Consider the following 17,333-nt stretch of genomic DNA (forward strand, 5'->3'; position numbering starts at 1 on the left):
TGTAGAGGATAAACCTTGCCCGGTAAATGGACAAATTCCCGTTATTGATGGATTATTTTCTAATTAGATTTCGATAATCACTCAAGGTTTGATTGGTGTATTTTTTAAAGAAGCGACTAAAGTAAGCCGGATCCTGAAATCCCAGTTCGTAAGCGATTTCCTTCGTATTTAAATCGGAGCCGTAAAGCATTTTCTTAGCTTCTTTTATGACTCGGTTTCTGATTAGTTCTCCTGCTGTAATACCTGTTGTTTTCTTGGTAATATCATTCAAACATGTAGCTCTCAAATTAAGCAAGTCGGCATAGGACGAAACATTTTTTTGTTCCTTGTATTTATCATCAATTAACTGTTTAAATTTAATGATTACCGAACCTGGATGATCCTCATCAAAACTTACATTCAAGTCGTGTTGATCTTCGTATATCCTTCTTGATTCCAATAAAAAGAGTTTTAGCTGTTGCAGTAACATCTCGTGACGGTAGCGATCATCATTAGCAAATTCTTTTTCCATCAAATCGGTAATTCCTTTAAAAACGATTTGTTGCTTTTCATCCAACTGAATTATTGACCGAAAATCAGGATTACTGAACAAAGTAGAATCGGAAACAGAATCGGCCCCACTCTCTTTCACGGCAAAAAATGTTTCATTAAAAGTAATGCTGTAGCCTGTGCAATGTGCATTAATAATAAAACGGTGCATTAAACCTGGTGGCACAAAAAGTATTGAATTTTCGCGTAAGGTATACTCAACATATTTGGTGGCGTGTATAGCCTGGCCTTCCTTAATCCATGTTATTGTATAAAAATCATGCATATGATCGTCCCCATTCTGCTTTCTAACCTCAGTACACATGTTCTGAAGTTTGTGAATATGGAATAACGCATTGGATTCTGCTACTTCCTCAAATAATTCTGAAGGTTCTCTCTTCATCTGATCTTTTTTTTTGTTCTAGTAAATTTATGCAATTAATTCCAGACCTGTGCGTCTTATTCTTGTTAATCGGATGTTAAAATTCGACTATATTGCCGTATTCCTAACTAATAATCCTGGCAACCACCCGTTTTTGACTTGTTGAAGTATGATTTATTCAATTGTAAAATCCTACCTGTAAAGTTCTTAGCGAAATCATTCATATTATTCGTTAAAAAAATGCCAAAACATTTGGACTAGTCAGTCTAAAACCCCTATATTTGCAGGGCTATTAAGAAAAAAGGACGCGTAGCATAACTGGATAGTGCACCTCGTTACGGCCGAGGAGGTTGGGGGTTCGAGTCCCTCCGTGTTCACCAAAAAAATCTACTTAGGTCAAGGGGCTTCCACCCTCTAAGCTAGAGAATCGTCATCGTTTATTCGGTGGCGATTTTTTATTTTTAAGCCTTTTCTATTTTTCCCTGTAGAATCTGAAATTTGATTAAAATAGAAAAAGAGATCAGGACGCGTAGCATAAGTGGATAGTGCATGATCCATCCAAAGTTACGGCCGTAAAGGTTGGTGTTCGTAACATGTTCATGACGAGGAACGAGGAATAATCCCTCCGTGTTCACAATAAAAATCTTACTTAGGTCAAGGGGCTTCCACCCTCTAAGCTAGAGAATCGTCATCATTTATTTGTTGGCGATTTTTTGGTTTTAAGCCTTTTCTATTTTATCTGAAATTTGATATTAATATAAAAATTAAAATCCGAACCTTAGAACAGTTCCGATAATTTGTGAGTCAAAGCTTGATTTTAGGATGGTTTCGAATGTTACCAATTTTCAATAAAAGGAGTGAACCTCATTATTTTCTGCTTGTCCTTTAGCCGGACGGGCTTTTCATTTTTGATTCATTCTTAGATTTAACGGGTATTCATGAAATTTATATCTGAATAAAAAGAACTCGCTAGGCTTAAACAACTTTTTGTTCTTACTGCTCTCTTCACTATGCGGGTTCTAATCTTTAGTCTCAATGTTAAATCTCAGATTCAACTTGTGCGACTGATTCTGGTTTAAATCATCATTTAAAATTCAAAAGGAGTGTTGAAATTTCCAACGGAGATACACTTGAGAACAAAAAATGATTATTGCTATAAAATCCATAGTCTTTCCATAAATATCAGTCTCTATGCAATAAATATTAAGTCTTTCCCCAAATTTTAAAAGCTTTCCGGGAAAGAAACTAAATAATAGGGAAAGAGAGCGAAAATCATAGAAATACTTGAAATTTATGAGCAAGATTAAGTATATGACGGAAAGATGAGAATAAATAGGGAAAGACTAGAGTTTTTCGCAATACCGATACGAGAATAGTGAAAAAACGATAAGCTGTTTAATTCCCCACGCTTTGCTAGCATTTTATTACACTTGGGTGATGTTCTCCTGAGCTTTTTAGGATTTTATACTGCTGATGCGATGCTGAAATTGGGTTTGGGAGGGAAATACTTAGCTTCGGGAAAGAAAAAGGCTGGGCGGGTGGCTCAGCCTTGATTTTCCTTAAAGGGCACAGCAAATCACGAAACGCTGCCAGGTATTCTACGCTGTCAGGATATCGTAATTGGAGTTCGTAATATGACTGGGTTTATTCTTTTATGAAGCGAATAAAAACAGTCAACACCACTCTCTAATTACCGTATTTGGAACACAGGTGTAAGAAATACAAATAGAATCGGTTAAAAAGGCGTTCTCTTAGGGAATTAATACTCAGAAATCTTTAAAAGCAATCTTATTTTATCACCACAAAGGTCACCGAGAAAACACAGAGTATTTACTTGAAACTCACACTCACATTATCTGCAAAAATCATAAACATCATGAGGATCTGCGTCTGAAATAATTTAAACTTATTGAGGGGCAATCCCGAAGGGATTTTACGTTTATAGCAAGTGATTGAAAATAAGAAATTCGCCCCCATCGGGGTCGTACATCCACGAATTGACTATTTCTATAAACATTTGAATCCTTTAGATTCTGTTCCTTCACCATTAGTTCGATAAAAGAGTTTAGTATAAATATTGGATTTTGTTAGAGTTACTTCTCATTTATCAGAAAATGAAAGCTTTGAATATTACAATTATAGCTTTATCATTTTCTTTGTCAATGTTATTTCACCATTACTTAATTGAACTAAGTATAATCCTTCTTTTAGGTTGGATACATCAATTGCCGATGACAGATTTAATGACGTAGTAAGCACTGTTCTTCCTGAACTATCAAGAATTTTAACAGCATAATCTTCAGGCTTATCGATTTGAATATTTAATAAGGTATTTACAGGATTTGGAAAGATCTTTAAGCTGGATCGATTCACCTCTTCATATACTCCAGTAATGGTTCCTAATTCATAAACCCGTACCCAATCGATGATTACTGAGCAAGGGAATTTTGCCTCAGGAACAATCGATCCGCCATAAGAATTTTGTCCACCACCAACTCCAGCACTTAAAATTGCATACATCTTATTCTCAAAAGGATGCCATTCGTCGAAATGATTGGAATACTCAGAAATTCCAGTTCTATTCCCTTCAATCTCTGAAATGGCAAAAGCATCCTGCCCGTCTTTTTGAAAACCATCACCGTCATTCAAATAATGAATATGATACACATGATCATCGACAAAAAACTCAATTCTATCATCATACCAGTCTATGCCGTAATTATGGAAACCGTAACTTCCTGCATTAGAATCATCCAACGAAGGTGGATAAGATCCATAACCCGGTTCAGATGGGATTGGAACTTCCTGAAATTCGTAGCTGTAATAAGCTCCTGCATGTGCATGATTCCATTCTTGCCACTGGTTATTTTCCCAAAACCAAGCATAATGGACACTTCCAAGATTATGAAATGGAATTGAACCAACATATTCCATGATGTCAATCTCTCCGCCCTGTGGCCACATGATATAGTCCAATCCATTCGGTATTTCATCCGGCATCATCCAAAACGCAAAACCTTGTCCCATGTGTTTCACATCACGGGGAAAAACCCGCGCAACAATTCTATGTCCTGGCCCCCAAGAGGCTTTACCTGCAGTATTTATTCTCCCACTTGTGTAATTTCTATCTACATAAAATTCTTTTTGTGTGGTTATGACCAAACAAGCCCCTTCTGCTCCATCAATATGATCCTGAAAGCTTACATTATCAATTCTATTTGTTGCACGGTCAAGCTGACCTGTTCCCCAATCTCCATTTACACCTGTTCCCGTTTCGTAAGTCCATTTGCTTGCATCTAAAACACCATCATTAAAATTATCTTCCCAAATTAGATTTCCAACCTGTGCAGAAATTGAAAAGCCCATTAAGTAGAATAAAATAAATGCAGAAATAAATTTCATATCACAATAAATTTTATTGATTAAAAATTGAACGAGACAGTCTCATTTATCAGAAAATTAAACTTTTCATTCCTAAGATAACGACCGGCTGTTTTTGATGTATTATCAAAACAGCCGGTCGAAATTCCTCTTATCTACATATTTGTGATCATTATTATGGATTATAAGTAAAACCTTTACATTTTTCAACCAATTCCATAACCTGTGCATGAGATATTTCACCATGTGTTATGTATGGAAATTTAAGTAATGGATGATCGACCAGAAAGCCTGGGAAATCTGCAGTATAACCTGATTTTCCTTCTCCTGTGAATCCTTTGATCCAATTTGGAACTAATTCCATTAGCAATGCACGGGTTTGCTTGTTTTTCCAGTATTCGCTAAAAAATGTATACTCGTCGAAAGCCAAAGGAACTTGCTGGGTCGATTGCAAAGCAACAACTTCAGATAATCTGATATCACGGGAAGAAGCTCCTATTGAAATTGAGAAATCACCACTTTCGGCAATCCACATTTCTCTTTTGCCATCGTAGTAGGAAAAATCACGTGCTTCCAATTTGAAAGTCACTTCTTTTTCTTCTCCAGATTCCAACTCAACTTTAACAAATTTCTTCAACTCTTTCTTTGGACGCTGAAGTGTTGATTTTTGATCGGTAACATACAATTGAACGATTTCTTTTCCTTTCACATCACCTGTGTTTTTAACAGTTACTGTTGCACTTACTCCGTCTTTATCGGTAGTGTTTTTAGCCGATAATTTAAGATCGCTGTATTCAAATGTAGTGTATGACAATCCAAAGCCAAATGGGAAGAGAGGTTCAATTTTCTTCTCATCGTAGTAACGATAACCAACAAAAATGCGTTCGCCGTAAAGAACCTCGCCTTGCTCACCCGGAAAATTAAAAAATGAAGGTGTGTCTTCCAATTTCATTGGAAATGTTTCGGCCAGCTTACCTGATGGATTTACTTTCCCGAACAAAACATCGGCAACAGCTCCTGCTCCTGCTTGTCCGCCTAACCAGGTTTCCAAAATGCCATCCACTTCATTTATCCATGGCATGGTAACTGCGCTTCCGTTGGTAAGTACCGCAACCGTATTTTTCTGAACTTTCGCAATCTCACTAATTAGTTTATTGTGAGAAGCAGGCATATGAATATGGGTTCGGTCAATGCCTTCCGATTCGTACTGCAATGGCAAACCTGCAAATACCAATGCAATATCGGCAGCAGCAGCCACTTTTTTGGCCTCATCTATTAGTGAAGTATCATTATCATCAGACAATTTATAGCCCTGAGCGTAACTTACTTTTATGTCCTTGCCATATTCTTTTTTGATCATGTCTAAGGCCTTATCGAGTTGGGTCGGTTTCACTTCAGAACTTCCGTTTCCCTGATAACGGGGCGCTGAAGCAAATTCTCCAATAATGGCTACACGCTTGTACTTCTCTTTTGTGACAGGTAAAATCTGATTCTCGTTCTTCAAAAGTGTTATGGCTTCGGAAGCAACCTGTCGTGCAAAATTATGGTGCTTATCCGCGTTGAGTTCTGCACCTTCTTTTTCAAGTGATTTCGCTTTAAAAACAACAGTCAATATTTCTTTCACCAATTGATCGACAACGGCTATATCCAGATCTCCATTTTTAACAGCCTCCACAACAAGAGAGTCATTTACAGCACTAACGCTGGGCATTTCGATATGCATGCCAGCTTTCATTGCTTCAACCCGGTTAACCACTGCAAACCAATCTGAAATAACAATGCCTTTAAATCCCCATTCTTTTTTAAGAATATCGGTTAACAAGTAAGGACTTTGAGTACCGTAAACACCCTGAACTCTATTGTAACAAGCCATAATTGTCCACGGCTGTGCTTTTTTTACAGCAATTTCGAATGGAGTCAGGTAGATTTCGTGCAAAGTACGCGTATCCATATCGGAGTTGTTGTACATACGCATGGTCTCCACATTATTGGCGGTAAAATGTTTTAATGATGTGCCTACTCCCTGACTTTGAACGCCATTAATATAAGCCGCTCCCAGTTCACCTGATAAAATTGGATCTTCAGAGAAGAACTCAAAATTTCTACCAGCCAAAACAGAACGTTTGATGTTTACACCAGGACCCAGAATCACATTTACATCTTGTGCCTGACATTCTTCTCCCAAGGATTGTCCTACTTTATAAAGCAAATCCAAATCCCAGGTTGCAGCCAATGCTGATGCCGTTGGGAAACAAGTAGCGGGCAATTGATCGCCATAACCCGGTTTATTGGTTGCTGGTGCACGGCGCAGGCCATGGGGACCATCTGCTACCCAAATCCAAGGGATATTCAGGCGTTCGATTGGCTGAGTACTCCAGTCATCGCGACCGGAACAAAGAGCTGCTTTCTCCTCTAAAGTTAATTCAGAAACCAATTGGTTTATCTTATCCTGAATAGCTTGTTCGTCTTTTGTAGATTGAGCTTTCATAGCTAGTGAAGTTAAAATAAAGACACTAAACAAAAATAAATTTCTCATATGCTATTAGTTAATAATTACAATGTTTAAAATACAAATAGTTGATGCAACAACTATCATTTATTATAGTAAAACTTTTTGAATTTCGAGGCTTTAGAATGATCACCAATCAGTATTTTAAAATCTCCCGTCTCGTTAGTCCACTGGTTATTTTCCCCAACAAAGGCGAGGTCTTTTAATTGGACCGATTTATTGTTTTTACCTGAAAAACATACGCCTAAAAAAAGCAAGAGGATAAAACAATAATGAATATTTTTTTATTCAGAATAAGGGAATCTTTGTTAGTTACTGAAGTTCATACACCCGCACATAATCGATAATCATTTTCTGAGAACTAATTGTTTCATCAATTCCATAGTAACCACCCCAACCTCCACCAATAGCAAGGTTCAATATAATATTCTGTGCTTTGCCAAATGGCCAAGACAATTCCGTACTGTTATCCGTATAAGAAAAGTAATGCTTATCATCCACATAAATTTTTACATAATCGGGAGACCATTCGACTCCATAGGTATGATATTCTCCATTCATATTCTTTACCTCAACAGTATTAGTCGGTTGATTACCCAATTTAAAATAACGTGCGGCACTGTGAGCTGAAGCGTGAGCAATTCCATTGCCGGTTTCATCATCCATTTCGTAACCAACACTTTCCAGAATATCAATCTCTCCGCAATAGGGCCATGACAATTCATCAAGATATTCATCGCCTAAAGTCCATCCTGCAGCCCAGTTGCCCTTATTGTGGGGAACTTTGGCTCTAAATTCGATTTTCCCATACAAAAAGCTCACTTTTCCTCTTGTCGTTAATCTTGCAGATGTCCATTTTTGCCCCATATCATCCTTTCGCCCCTCAATAATCAGATTACCATCTTCAACACGAGCATTCTCAGCACGACTATGGGTGTAATATTGTAATTCGGAATTTCCCCATCCCCAGTTTCCTAAGTCGTAGTTCCACTTCGTACTATCCGGTAGTCCATTCTTTTCAAATTCATCAGACCAAACAATTACCCATTTTTCTCCTGTAGTACTTTGAGTTAGTAATTTTGGTGTTTTTGTATGCTCTTGCAGTAATGTAAATTTAATCCAATCGATATTTACCTTAGCATTAGGCAAATGCAATTTCATCTTATGAACACCTAAATTTAAAGGACTTCCATCTTTAAAAACCGTTGTGAAACTTTCTTCGGATGTAGATTTCGGAACTAAAACCGCACTTGTAATGTTGTAATTTCGATCATCTTTATTGTCGCAATGATCCTCAATCCAACATGTTTGAAGTGAATCAGCAGAGGATAAGGAAATTTGTGTTTTATATCTACCAGCGATTGGGACATTCACATCGAAAGCAATCCAGCCATCTTTTTCAGATCTCACATATTTGTCACCAGACTTCGTAATTCTTATTTCAGGATTATTACTTGAACCGGTATAGTCTTCTGCTTCAACACGGACTTCTTTTACTATCTCCTCACTATTTTTACTTTTATCTGTAAGCATACAGGATTGAAAAAAAAGCATCAATGCAAATAGTATCGCACTCTCCAATAGCAACTTGTGAAACCTCATACCATCATTTTTAATTGTTCTCTAAAATTTTAAAAAACGTTGCATATAGGAAAACTACTTTCCTAATATGCAACGCCCCAAAAACTAATCTAATTTATCGTAATGAACTCTTCAGGATTTAGCCCCTTTTATATACAGTTCATCTAATTCAGAAGTGTTATTGAACTGAACGGACTTCCACATTATCTATAGAGATTCCTTCCTTCATATCACCACCGCCACCTCTTACAAGAAGATATGCGGTTCCTGTAGCTGTAGCGGTAAAAACACCATTGGTTTCAGTTGAACTTCCTACGCTAGTAAATTTCCCTGCAAATGGTGCATTTCCGCTTCCTTCCCAAGTATTAATTTTCAGTAAGCTTCCTCCTTCACTGTAATCACCTGATACACTTTCCGGATCGCTATAACCACAATACACTTCAAACCATGTATCAGAACAGCCTGTGGTAGAACTGATATACATTTCAATTTGATAACTACGTCCTTCTTCTACCTGGATGCCTTGGTAAATACCATTACCTCCCCAGCTAGGCGCTGTTAAATTAGCATTTCCTTCACTAAAGTCCCAGATACCATTACCAGCTCCGGTGCCACCAATAGTCCATTGTGCTATATCGTCTTCAGAGGTAAACTTACCTCCGCTAACAATATTTCCAGCAATTGGATCAGATGTTTCAACATTTACAGTAACCGATTCTTCACTACTGTAAATACCTCCGGCTCCAACAACCTGATGTTTGATTACATATTCTCCTGCATCAGGCAAAAATAGCTCAAAGGAGTTACTACCTATCCCATAACCTGTCCCATCACCTAAATCCCAGTAATTACTAATAACATTCTTGCTACTATTGGCAGTAATTTGAAAATTATTTACAGAAAGGACCTCATTTGAAAATGTCGCATCTAACATTTGTTCAGTTACAGGTTCTTGATCGTCATAAGTATCCTGAGTACAGGAAACCACTCCTAAAGAAGTTAACATGACGAATAATCCTATATATATTATTTCTATACGTTTCATATAATTATATTTTGTTCTTTAATAATTATTTTGAGTTAAACCGCTATCTGAATCCATCTCTGACTGCGGAATTGGCAGATATTTTTTATTCTCTGTCCAAGTGTTTGTTCTGTATTCGTTTGGAACAAGAGTTGTAGCAGCCTTTCCTGTACGAACTAAATCCCAGTAACGCTTACCTTCTCCAACAAACTCCAAGCGTCGTTCCGCAATAATGTTATCAACCGTTGCAGTTAGGCTACCAACACCAGCTCGATCACGAACCGCATCTAAATAAGTTTGAGCACTTCCTGATCCTGATACACCTCGTGCTAACAATTCAGCTGCATTTAACAAGGTTTCAGAATATCTATAAACTCTAAGATTATTGTTAAAATTCATATCTGGAGAACCTGAAGCACCTTCGTTGCCGTTAGCTCTTGGAAGATATTTTTTCAAAAAATTACCAGTGTCCTGATAACGTCCTTCGTAGGTGGCTCCAGTTTGTGCCGAATAAGTTGGAAAGTTTAAAATTCCACCATCTTTACGTTGATCATTATCATTGTATAAATCATATGCTTCCTGGCGAACAGGTTCAAATCCCCAACCACCATCAAAATCACTACTCCCTGATAAACTGTTAATTCCAATCAGTCTAGGATAAACTGTACCACCATCGCCCAAAGCAAATCCCCAATCTTTTTCTCCGTTATTACTAAAGTAATTCACTTCAAATATTGATTCATCAGTCCACTCACCACTTTCTTCCCAAATATTTGCAAAATCACTATTTAAACCATAATTCTGACTTGCAATAATTTCGTTCATATATGCTAATGCTGTAGCGTAACGGCTTTCGTCATTTTGGTACATTACCACCTCAGTATAAATCATGTAAGCCATTGCCAATGACACACGGCCTTGGTTTGCAGAAGTTGTTTTCATTGGCAAGCCACCATTGTCAATAGCATCTTCTAATGTTGTAACAATACCTTCATAAACTTCATTAGCACTTAACTGATCAGTTAAATAAGGAAAATCCAGATTCGTTTCGTAATAAGGTAAATTTCCCCATAGCTTCCACAGCCACATGTAATAGTATGCTTTTAACACTTTGGCTTCCGCTAAATAAAGTGCTTTTGTAGGTTCAGTAATATCCTGAACATCATCCATATATTCGGAAACAGAATTGGCACGTTTTACTCCGGAATACAAAGTTGTCCATAAATCACTACATACCTTTTCAGGAGTTGCATCATAATTAAACATCTTATGCAAGTTTTCCTGGTCACCCTGATCATTACCACCAACATAAACATCATCAGACATTACATCCGAAACCAAATTCAGTTGAACCTGTTGTCCCCATGCATAATCGGTCCAAGACAATGGATCATAGGCAGCTACAAGAGCTTCGAAAATACGATCCTCTGTGTTATAATAATCATCTATCAATACACTGCTCGCAGCATCTACCTCAAGGAACTCATCTTTACAAGATCCCAAAAGGATAGAAAAAAGAAGGGTGCAAATTAAAATATATTTATTCTTCATTTCTTTGTATTTTTAGTTGTTAAAAAGAAAGGTTTACACCAACTGTATAGGTTTTTGCCTGTGGATATATACCACGATCAATTCCCAGAGAAGTACCTCCTGCAGAGATTTCCGGATCAAAACCTTCATATTTTGTGAAAGTGAAAAGATTCTCGCCCGTAACGTATAAACGCAAGCTCTTTACAAATGCCTTATTAATAATATGTTTTGGCAAAGTATAGCCTAATGTCACATTTTTAACCCGCATGTAATCACCCTCTTTAACGTAAAGATCAGATGACAACCAGTTGCCATTGTTATCTGAGAATGAAAAACGTGGAATTGTAGTAGAAGTTCCTTCTCCTGTCCAGCGATCTAACATATATGCAGGTAAATTGATGTAACGTAAGTCTGTACGTCTTGTAGCATCATAAATATCATTTCCTACAGTACCCTGCAGCATCATGCTAAAATCAAAGCCTTTGTAATCAATGCCAATATTAAAACCATAAGTCCAATCTGGCATACCTTTACCAATTTTAGTACGATCTTCATCAGTAATGGTCCCATCGCCATTAACATCCACAAATCTTACATCACCAGGACCTGCATTCTCTTGAATTAAACCACCTTCATTATTAACATGTGCATTAACTTCTGAGGAGTTTTGAAAAATACCATCTGTTTTATATCCATAAAAATATGGGAATGGCAACCCATTTTGGGCTCTCGAAATAGTTCCAACATTCTGATAGCTATCGTAATTAGCAAATCCATCTGCATTACCGAGATTAACCAATTCGTTTTCAAGATAGGAGGCATTTCCACTAATTCTAAATTTGATTTCATCAATTTTGAATCTATATCCTAAATCAAATTCAACGCCCCAGTTTTTCATATCTCCAACATTACCTGTTGGCTTTGATTCTCCTACATAAGAAGGAATAGCCATGGTCATCAACATTCCGTTGGTCTTTTTATCGTAGTAATCAACAGTTAATGTCAATGAATTATCTAAAAATCCGAAATCAAGACCTATGTCGGTTTGTTCAGACTCTTCCCACGCCAATGAAGTATTGGCTAAGCCTGATGCTTTCGTTCCATTCACAATTGTACCATCACCAGGTCCAAAAGCATAGTTATTTCCTGTTGAAGTAAGAGCAGTATAACCAAAAGCTCCAATGTTTTCATTACCATTTTTACCCCATGAAGCTCTCAACTTTGAAGAGGTAAACCATTCCGGACGAGATTCCATGAATGCTTCTTTTGTAATATTCCATCCAAATGAGAATGAAGAAAATACACCATATTTTTTCCCTGGTCCAAAATTGGACGAACCATCTCTACGAATTGTAGCCTGAAACATGTACTTTTCTGAAAAGTTATAGCTTAATCGAGCAAAAATAGATGATAATGTATGTGGACTCCAAGCTCCACCACCAGCAGTTTGATCTCCATTCGTAGCTGTACCTGTAGTGAAATCAATATTGGCTTTATCACCATTCTCTTCAACCATAAACCTATTACTACCACTTAAACTACGCCCTGTAGTTTTTTTAGCAGATTGCCCCAACATGATGTTGAAATTATGCTTGTTGTTTATACTCTTCTCGTAGGATAAAATATTTTCTACCTGCCAGGTAAATCCACGATTCATACTTGACCAAACTTTTGAGTCATCAACATGAGAAGACTTACCTAAGTAATATTCAGGAGTCCAACCATCATTTCCCCAGAAAGCTAAATCAGTACCAAATGAAGAGCGAATCTTTAGATTGTCCCAGATATTTAACTCACCCCAGAACGAAGACACAAACTTGTCTGAACTATCCTCGCCACCTGGCAAAGCAAGCTGAGCTACCGGGTTTGTAATTTCGTTATAATCGTCACCTGCAATCGTATAAATCAACCCATTCTTTGGGTCACGAACAGCTGTTGGATGCAATGCAGCAGCAGCAGCCTGATCTTCTTCATACAAACCCAACAATGGAGAAAATGAGATTGCACCGCCAAGTGCAGAACCATACTCTGAGTTTGTTCCAATACCTTTTGAATTAATTCTTGTGTAGGCAAGATTAACCCCAGCTGTAATTTTATTTAAAAAGTTGCGGTCCTTATTATCCAAAAGATTATAGGTTGTATTTGATCTTAATGAAATTCTCTCATAATTAGAACGATCGAAATTTCCACCCACAATTCCATCCTGCTTGTAATAGCCAGCAGAGAAATAGTATAAAACTTTATCAGATCCACCACTAACACTCAATTGGTGGTTTTCAACAGGAGCATTGTCATAAAAAACCGCATCTTGCCAATCTGTACCTTTACCCAAAGCATAAGGATCATCATATCTTGCAGTTTCACCTGAATTAACTAAACCTTCATTTATCAGTAAAGCATATTGTTAGGCATTTAACACATCCCTTTTATTCCATTTATTTTGCCAACCTCTTGAGGCATTATAGGTTACAGATAATTTACCTCTCTCTCCACTTTTTGTAGTTATTAGAATAACTCCATTGGCAGCACGAGCTCCATACACTGCACCTGATGCAGCATCCTTTAGAACTTCAACAGACTCAACATCACTTGGATTTAAATAATCTATTCCTCCGTCAATTGGCATACCATCTACAATATAGAGTGGATCACTATTGTTAATAGTACCAACACCACGTATTCTTACTTGTGAAGAAGCTCCTGGCTGTCCGGAAGATGTTGTAACAGTAACTCCTGAGGCCAATCCTTTCAGGGCATTATCAATCCGAACTGGTGCAATGTTTTCTAAATCTTTTGCTGAAACGCTAGCAATTGAAGCAGTTACAACGCTCTTTTTCTGCACTCCATAACCTACAACCACCACTTCATCAAGCCCGGTTGTTTCAATACTTAAAATCACATTTATTTCAGTTTTATTCCCCACCAAAGTTTCCTGCGAGGTAAATCCGATCAGTGAAAATATCAGAATTTCGTCATTCGAAACTTCCATTTGAAATTTCCCATCCATATCGGTAGAAGTACCAATTGTAGTACCTTTAACCACTACCGAAGCAAATGGCAATGGTATGCCATCCTCCGCTGAGGTCACTAGACCTGTTACAGCATGCTTTTGTGCAAAAGATTGCATACAAAAGAATGCCAGAACTAAAAACAAGACTGTTTTTTTCATAGATAATTAGTTAAGATGATTAGTTAATTATTTTCAATAAATGGATCTGTCTGTTAGCTTTCAGATCCATAATAATTATATTCGAATAATAGTAAACTCAATATTTCCTTCTTGCTGATTTCCTGCAGCAATCGAAGCATCCAATGATGAACTAACAGGTATATTTTATTAATCTCATAGTAAGTTTTTTACTTTATAATTATTCATTCTTTCCATAATGAAAAACGGAAAAACACGATATCGTTCGAGCTTGCGATCAAGTATATTGCTGAGGTGAAACCATTTACTATCGTAATTTTTGAAACTTTTTAAACGGTCTTGTTTTTACTGGTTTATCCGGTTTCCGTAGAATCACCTCAGTTTTATATTCTTAAGCTAACTTGATCTATTTCTATTCATTCAAAATGCATTAGACTCTAATGTTGATCATTGAACTGGAAGACATTTATCTGACAATCAAAACCTTTAGCGTTTCATTCACTTCTTCTCCTGAAATTTGAAGTAAGTAAGTACCAGCCGGGTATTTATTAACATCAATCCAAACCCTTTCTTCGGTGCTTGATTGAGACATGACTTGTTTTCCTCCCATATTGAAAAGGCTGATTTGTTTTACTGAATAGGTTTCGAAATCAACTTTTAAGATGTCAGATGTTGGATTGGGATAAACTTTCAATTTGGATTCATGCATCTGATCTTCGATACCAGTAACTGTGGCCGGTTTTAATGAAATCCAATTCAGATTGTGCTCACCTGCCTGCGAATACAAACGTAAGACTACTTTTCCTGCAGGTAATTCAAGTGATATTGTTTTCGTTTGCCAAGATTGCCATCCACCTGTACTTCCAAAGCTTACTATTTCATTGTTTACCATTTCGCCTTCAGATGAATTTTGAATAAGGATTTCAGCACTCATAGAAGTCGCTACTCTAAACTCGATTTCAAACATTCCTGCTTCGGGAACATATAGTAGATAATCAAGATAATCGCCATCTGCAGCGTAAGAAGTATTTTTACCTCCTCCTGTATCAGTACAATCCTCCAATTCAAAACCATTATTTACCATGAAATCCTCAGCTTCAACTTTTCCTGGAATTTCGTAATGCTTTTGGAATTCATTATTTACCAGAACTTCTGAAAAAGCTGATAAATTTTGAACCCCGGATTTCACACTTGTTCCCTGATAAGATAGCTTGATCTCATCATTATAAAACAAATCTTGATCTACCTTTACTATGATTTGCTGATCATTTTCATCATTTAAAAACAAATCAGAAATTGCAACTACAACATCATTTACCTTTAACTCAAATTCATTCCTATCGATATTGTTTTCGGTAGAAGTAATCGATTTACTGAGATTGATATATATTTCATTATCAATTTTTGGCGTGTTTGCATTGAATAATTCAAAAGGAACATCAGAGATTTCAGCAGGTTCGATAAAAGAAAAATAAGTAAGGTTTACCGCACCTCCATCAAACACAAGTTTTACTTTTACCTCACCTTCCGGCAGTATAATATTGTTTATCGTTTTAGTAGAGTATGTTGCCCAACCTCCAGTCGAGGGCAGATCAAATGTTTCGGAAGCAAGCTTACCATCCACTTCAATATGCATTGAGGCTATATTTTCGCTGGCAGTGCGAAGTTTTAATTTATACGATGCGTGTGCTTCCGAATTGATAGTATATTGAAGCCACTCTCCTCCACTCACCCAACCGACACTATATCCGTTGGTTGCTTCAGAATCATCACATTTCTCTATATCAACACCGTCATTACGATATTCCCATCCCTGATTCCAAGCTTTAAATTCACCAGTATTTAGATGATAATTTGCAGTATCTGTATCGAAGTAAGCATAGTTATTTCTTCCCAAATCATAATCGACGGCAAATATTTTCTGGCTTGTAGTATGTGATTTGAATGGTTTTGTTTCTGTGGTATGTGGCTGACGAATAAGTGCATCAATTACATCGTATTGAATGTTGCAATTTTCAAATTTGTGTTTATCTGCAAAAGTCATTACAGCATTGTATGTTTCGTCAGCAGTCATACTACCATTACCTTTCCACATTTCCACCATTTGGGTATAATCGGCATTGGTCTCCACCTTAAGCACATTATTAATGCCTGACTTTTTAACTGGCCACCAAGACCATCCTATATTGTTACTTTCTGACAAGGCTGCTAAATTAGCAAACCATGTATTAGAATTTTCTCCGGTTTCCCCCAACCAAATAGGACGATTGTGTTCTTCTCTAAAATCGGTTATCCATTTCAGTGCATTCACATCATTGTAATTCCAATATTTGTGAAAACTGTAAGCCATATTATCATCCCAGGCAGGAGTTAAACCTGAAAAATCATTGGCCCAAGAATTTCCTTCGATAAAAATGATGTGATTAGAATCTACGGCTCTAATTGTATCTGTAATTCTGCCATATAAATCTCTAATTTGTGAGTTGTTCCCTTCCGGAAAAGTCCAGTTAATTTCATTGATTAAATCATATCCACCAATCCATGGTGAATCAGCATATCGCTCTGCAAGTTTTCGCCAAAGAGCCACTGTTTTATCTTTGTTTAAATCGTTCTCCCAAAGACTAGGCTTTGTGTCGTCATAATCAGATATAGCAGCATTTCCGCCCTGTCCTCCAGGTGCTCCATGAAGATCAAGTATCAGATACATTTGATTATCGGCACACCAAGACAAAAGGTTGTCGATCATCGTAAAACCTTTATCCTTCCAAGTAATTTCTCCTTGTACGGTTTCCTCTTCGATAGGTGGCGTGAACCACTTGTAATGCATAGCAACTCTCACAGTATTAAATCCCCATGCTGCCATTGAATCAACATCAATTTTTCTGAAATGATTCTCAAGCCAGGCATCATAAAATTCTTCTGTTCTTGTCTCTCCGATAGTCTCTTCTAATTTCTTTCTGAATTCATGTTGAGTTCCTGCTACATCTTCGGTTTGCATCATGTAACCTTCCTGTATCATCCAATTCCCAGTTCCAATACCTCTAATAAGGAAATTATCACCATTACCGTCGACAATATTTTTCCCATCTACATGCACAAAGCCTTGTGAAAAAGCAGTGACAGAAAAACTTAGGGAAAACAATACAAGAAAAGAGAGAGCAATGAAATTCTTCATCCAACAATTCAAACTTTTTCCTTCTGATTGATATTCAAGTCGTCGTAACATATTTTTATGGTTTAGCAGTATTTT

Annotated in this window: 9 protein-coding genes and 1 tRNA gene; 1 reads left to right on the plus strand and 9 read right to left on the minus strand. The window is 37.1% G+C overall.

Annotation, left to right across the window (positions count from 1 at the left end):
* Positions 1-52: 52 nt before the first annotated feature.
* On the minus strand, positions 53-931 hold the full coding sequence (locus ALGA_RS21935; RefSeq protein WP_096433010.1) for a helix-turn-helix domain-containing protein: 879 nt from the start codon (positions 929-931) through the stop codon (positions 53-55).
* A 282-nt stretch (positions 932-1,213) separates the two neighbouring features.
* Here ALGA_RS21935 and ALGA_RS21940 point away from each other — a divergent pair.
* Positions 1,214-1,290: transfer RNA gene (locus ALGA_RS21940), tRNA-Arg, on the plus strand.
* A gap of 1,756 nt (positions 1,291-3,046) precedes the next feature.
* Here the strand turns inward: ALGA_RS21940 and ALGA_RS21945 are convergent.
* From ALGA_RS21945 to ALGA_RS21975, 8 genes are all read right to left on the minus strand, one after another.
* Positions 3,047-4,312 (minus strand): T9SS type A sorting domain-containing protein, encoded by a 1,266-nt coding sequence (locus ALGA_RS21945; RefSeq protein ID WP_096433012.1) that lies wholly within the window; start codon positions 4,310-4,312, stop codon positions 3,047-3,049.
* A 154-nt stretch (positions 4,313-4,466) separates the two neighbouring features.
* Positions 4,467-6,827 (minus strand): glycoside hydrolase family 3 C-terminal domain-containing protein, encoded by a 2,361-nt coding sequence (locus ALGA_RS21950; protein ID WP_096433014.1) that lies wholly within the window; start codon positions 6,825-6,827, stop codon positions 4,467-4,469.
* A gap of 285 nt (positions 6,828-7,112) precedes the next feature.
* Positions 7,113-8,402, minus strand: a complete 1,290-nt coding sequence (locus ALGA_RS21955; RefSeq protein ID WP_096433016.1) for a family 16 glycosylhydrolase — start codon at positions 8,400-8,402, stop codon at positions 7,113-7,115.
* Positions 8,403-8,559: 157 nt separating this feature from the next.
* Positions 8,560-9,426: a hypothetical protein gene (locus tag ALGA_RS21960; RefSeq protein ID WP_145957699.1), complete on the minus strand. Its 867-nt coding sequence runs from the start codon at positions 9,424-9,426 to the stop codon at positions 8,560-8,562.
* A gap of 18 nt (positions 9,427-9,444) precedes the next feature.
* Positions 9,445-10,956, minus strand: a complete 1,512-nt coding sequence (locus tag ALGA_RS21965; protein ID WP_096433020.1) for a RagB/SusD family nutrient uptake outer membrane protein — start codon at positions 10,954-10,956, stop codon at positions 9,445-9,447.
* 19 nt (positions 10,957-10,975) lie between these two features.
* Positions 10,976-13,267, minus strand: a complete 2,292-nt coding sequence (locus ALGA_RS21970; protein ID WP_231706017.1) for a SusC/RagA family TonB-linked outer membrane protein — start codon at positions 13,265-13,267, stop codon at positions 10,976-10,978.
* 72 nt (positions 13,268-13,339) lie between these two features.
* On the minus strand, positions 13,340-14,104 hold the full coding sequence (locus tag ALGA_RS23425; RefSeq protein WP_231706019.1) for a TonB-dependent receptor plug domain-containing protein: 765 nt from the start codon (positions 14,102-14,104) through the stop codon (positions 13,340-13,342).
* A gap of 445 nt (positions 14,105-14,549) precedes the next feature.
* Positions 14,550-17,309, minus strand: coding sequence for a carbohydrate-binding protein (locus ALGA_RS21975; RefSeq protein WP_231706021.1), 2,760 nt, complete (start codon positions 17,307-17,309; stop codon positions 14,550-14,552).
* Between the last annotated feature and the right edge of the window lie 24 nt (positions 17,310-17,333).

The organism is Labilibaculum antarcticum, assembly GCF_002356295.1.
Taxonomy (GTDB): domain Bacteria; phylum Bacteroidota; class Bacteroidia; order Bacteroidales; family Marinifilaceae; genus Labilibaculum; species Labilibaculum antarcticum.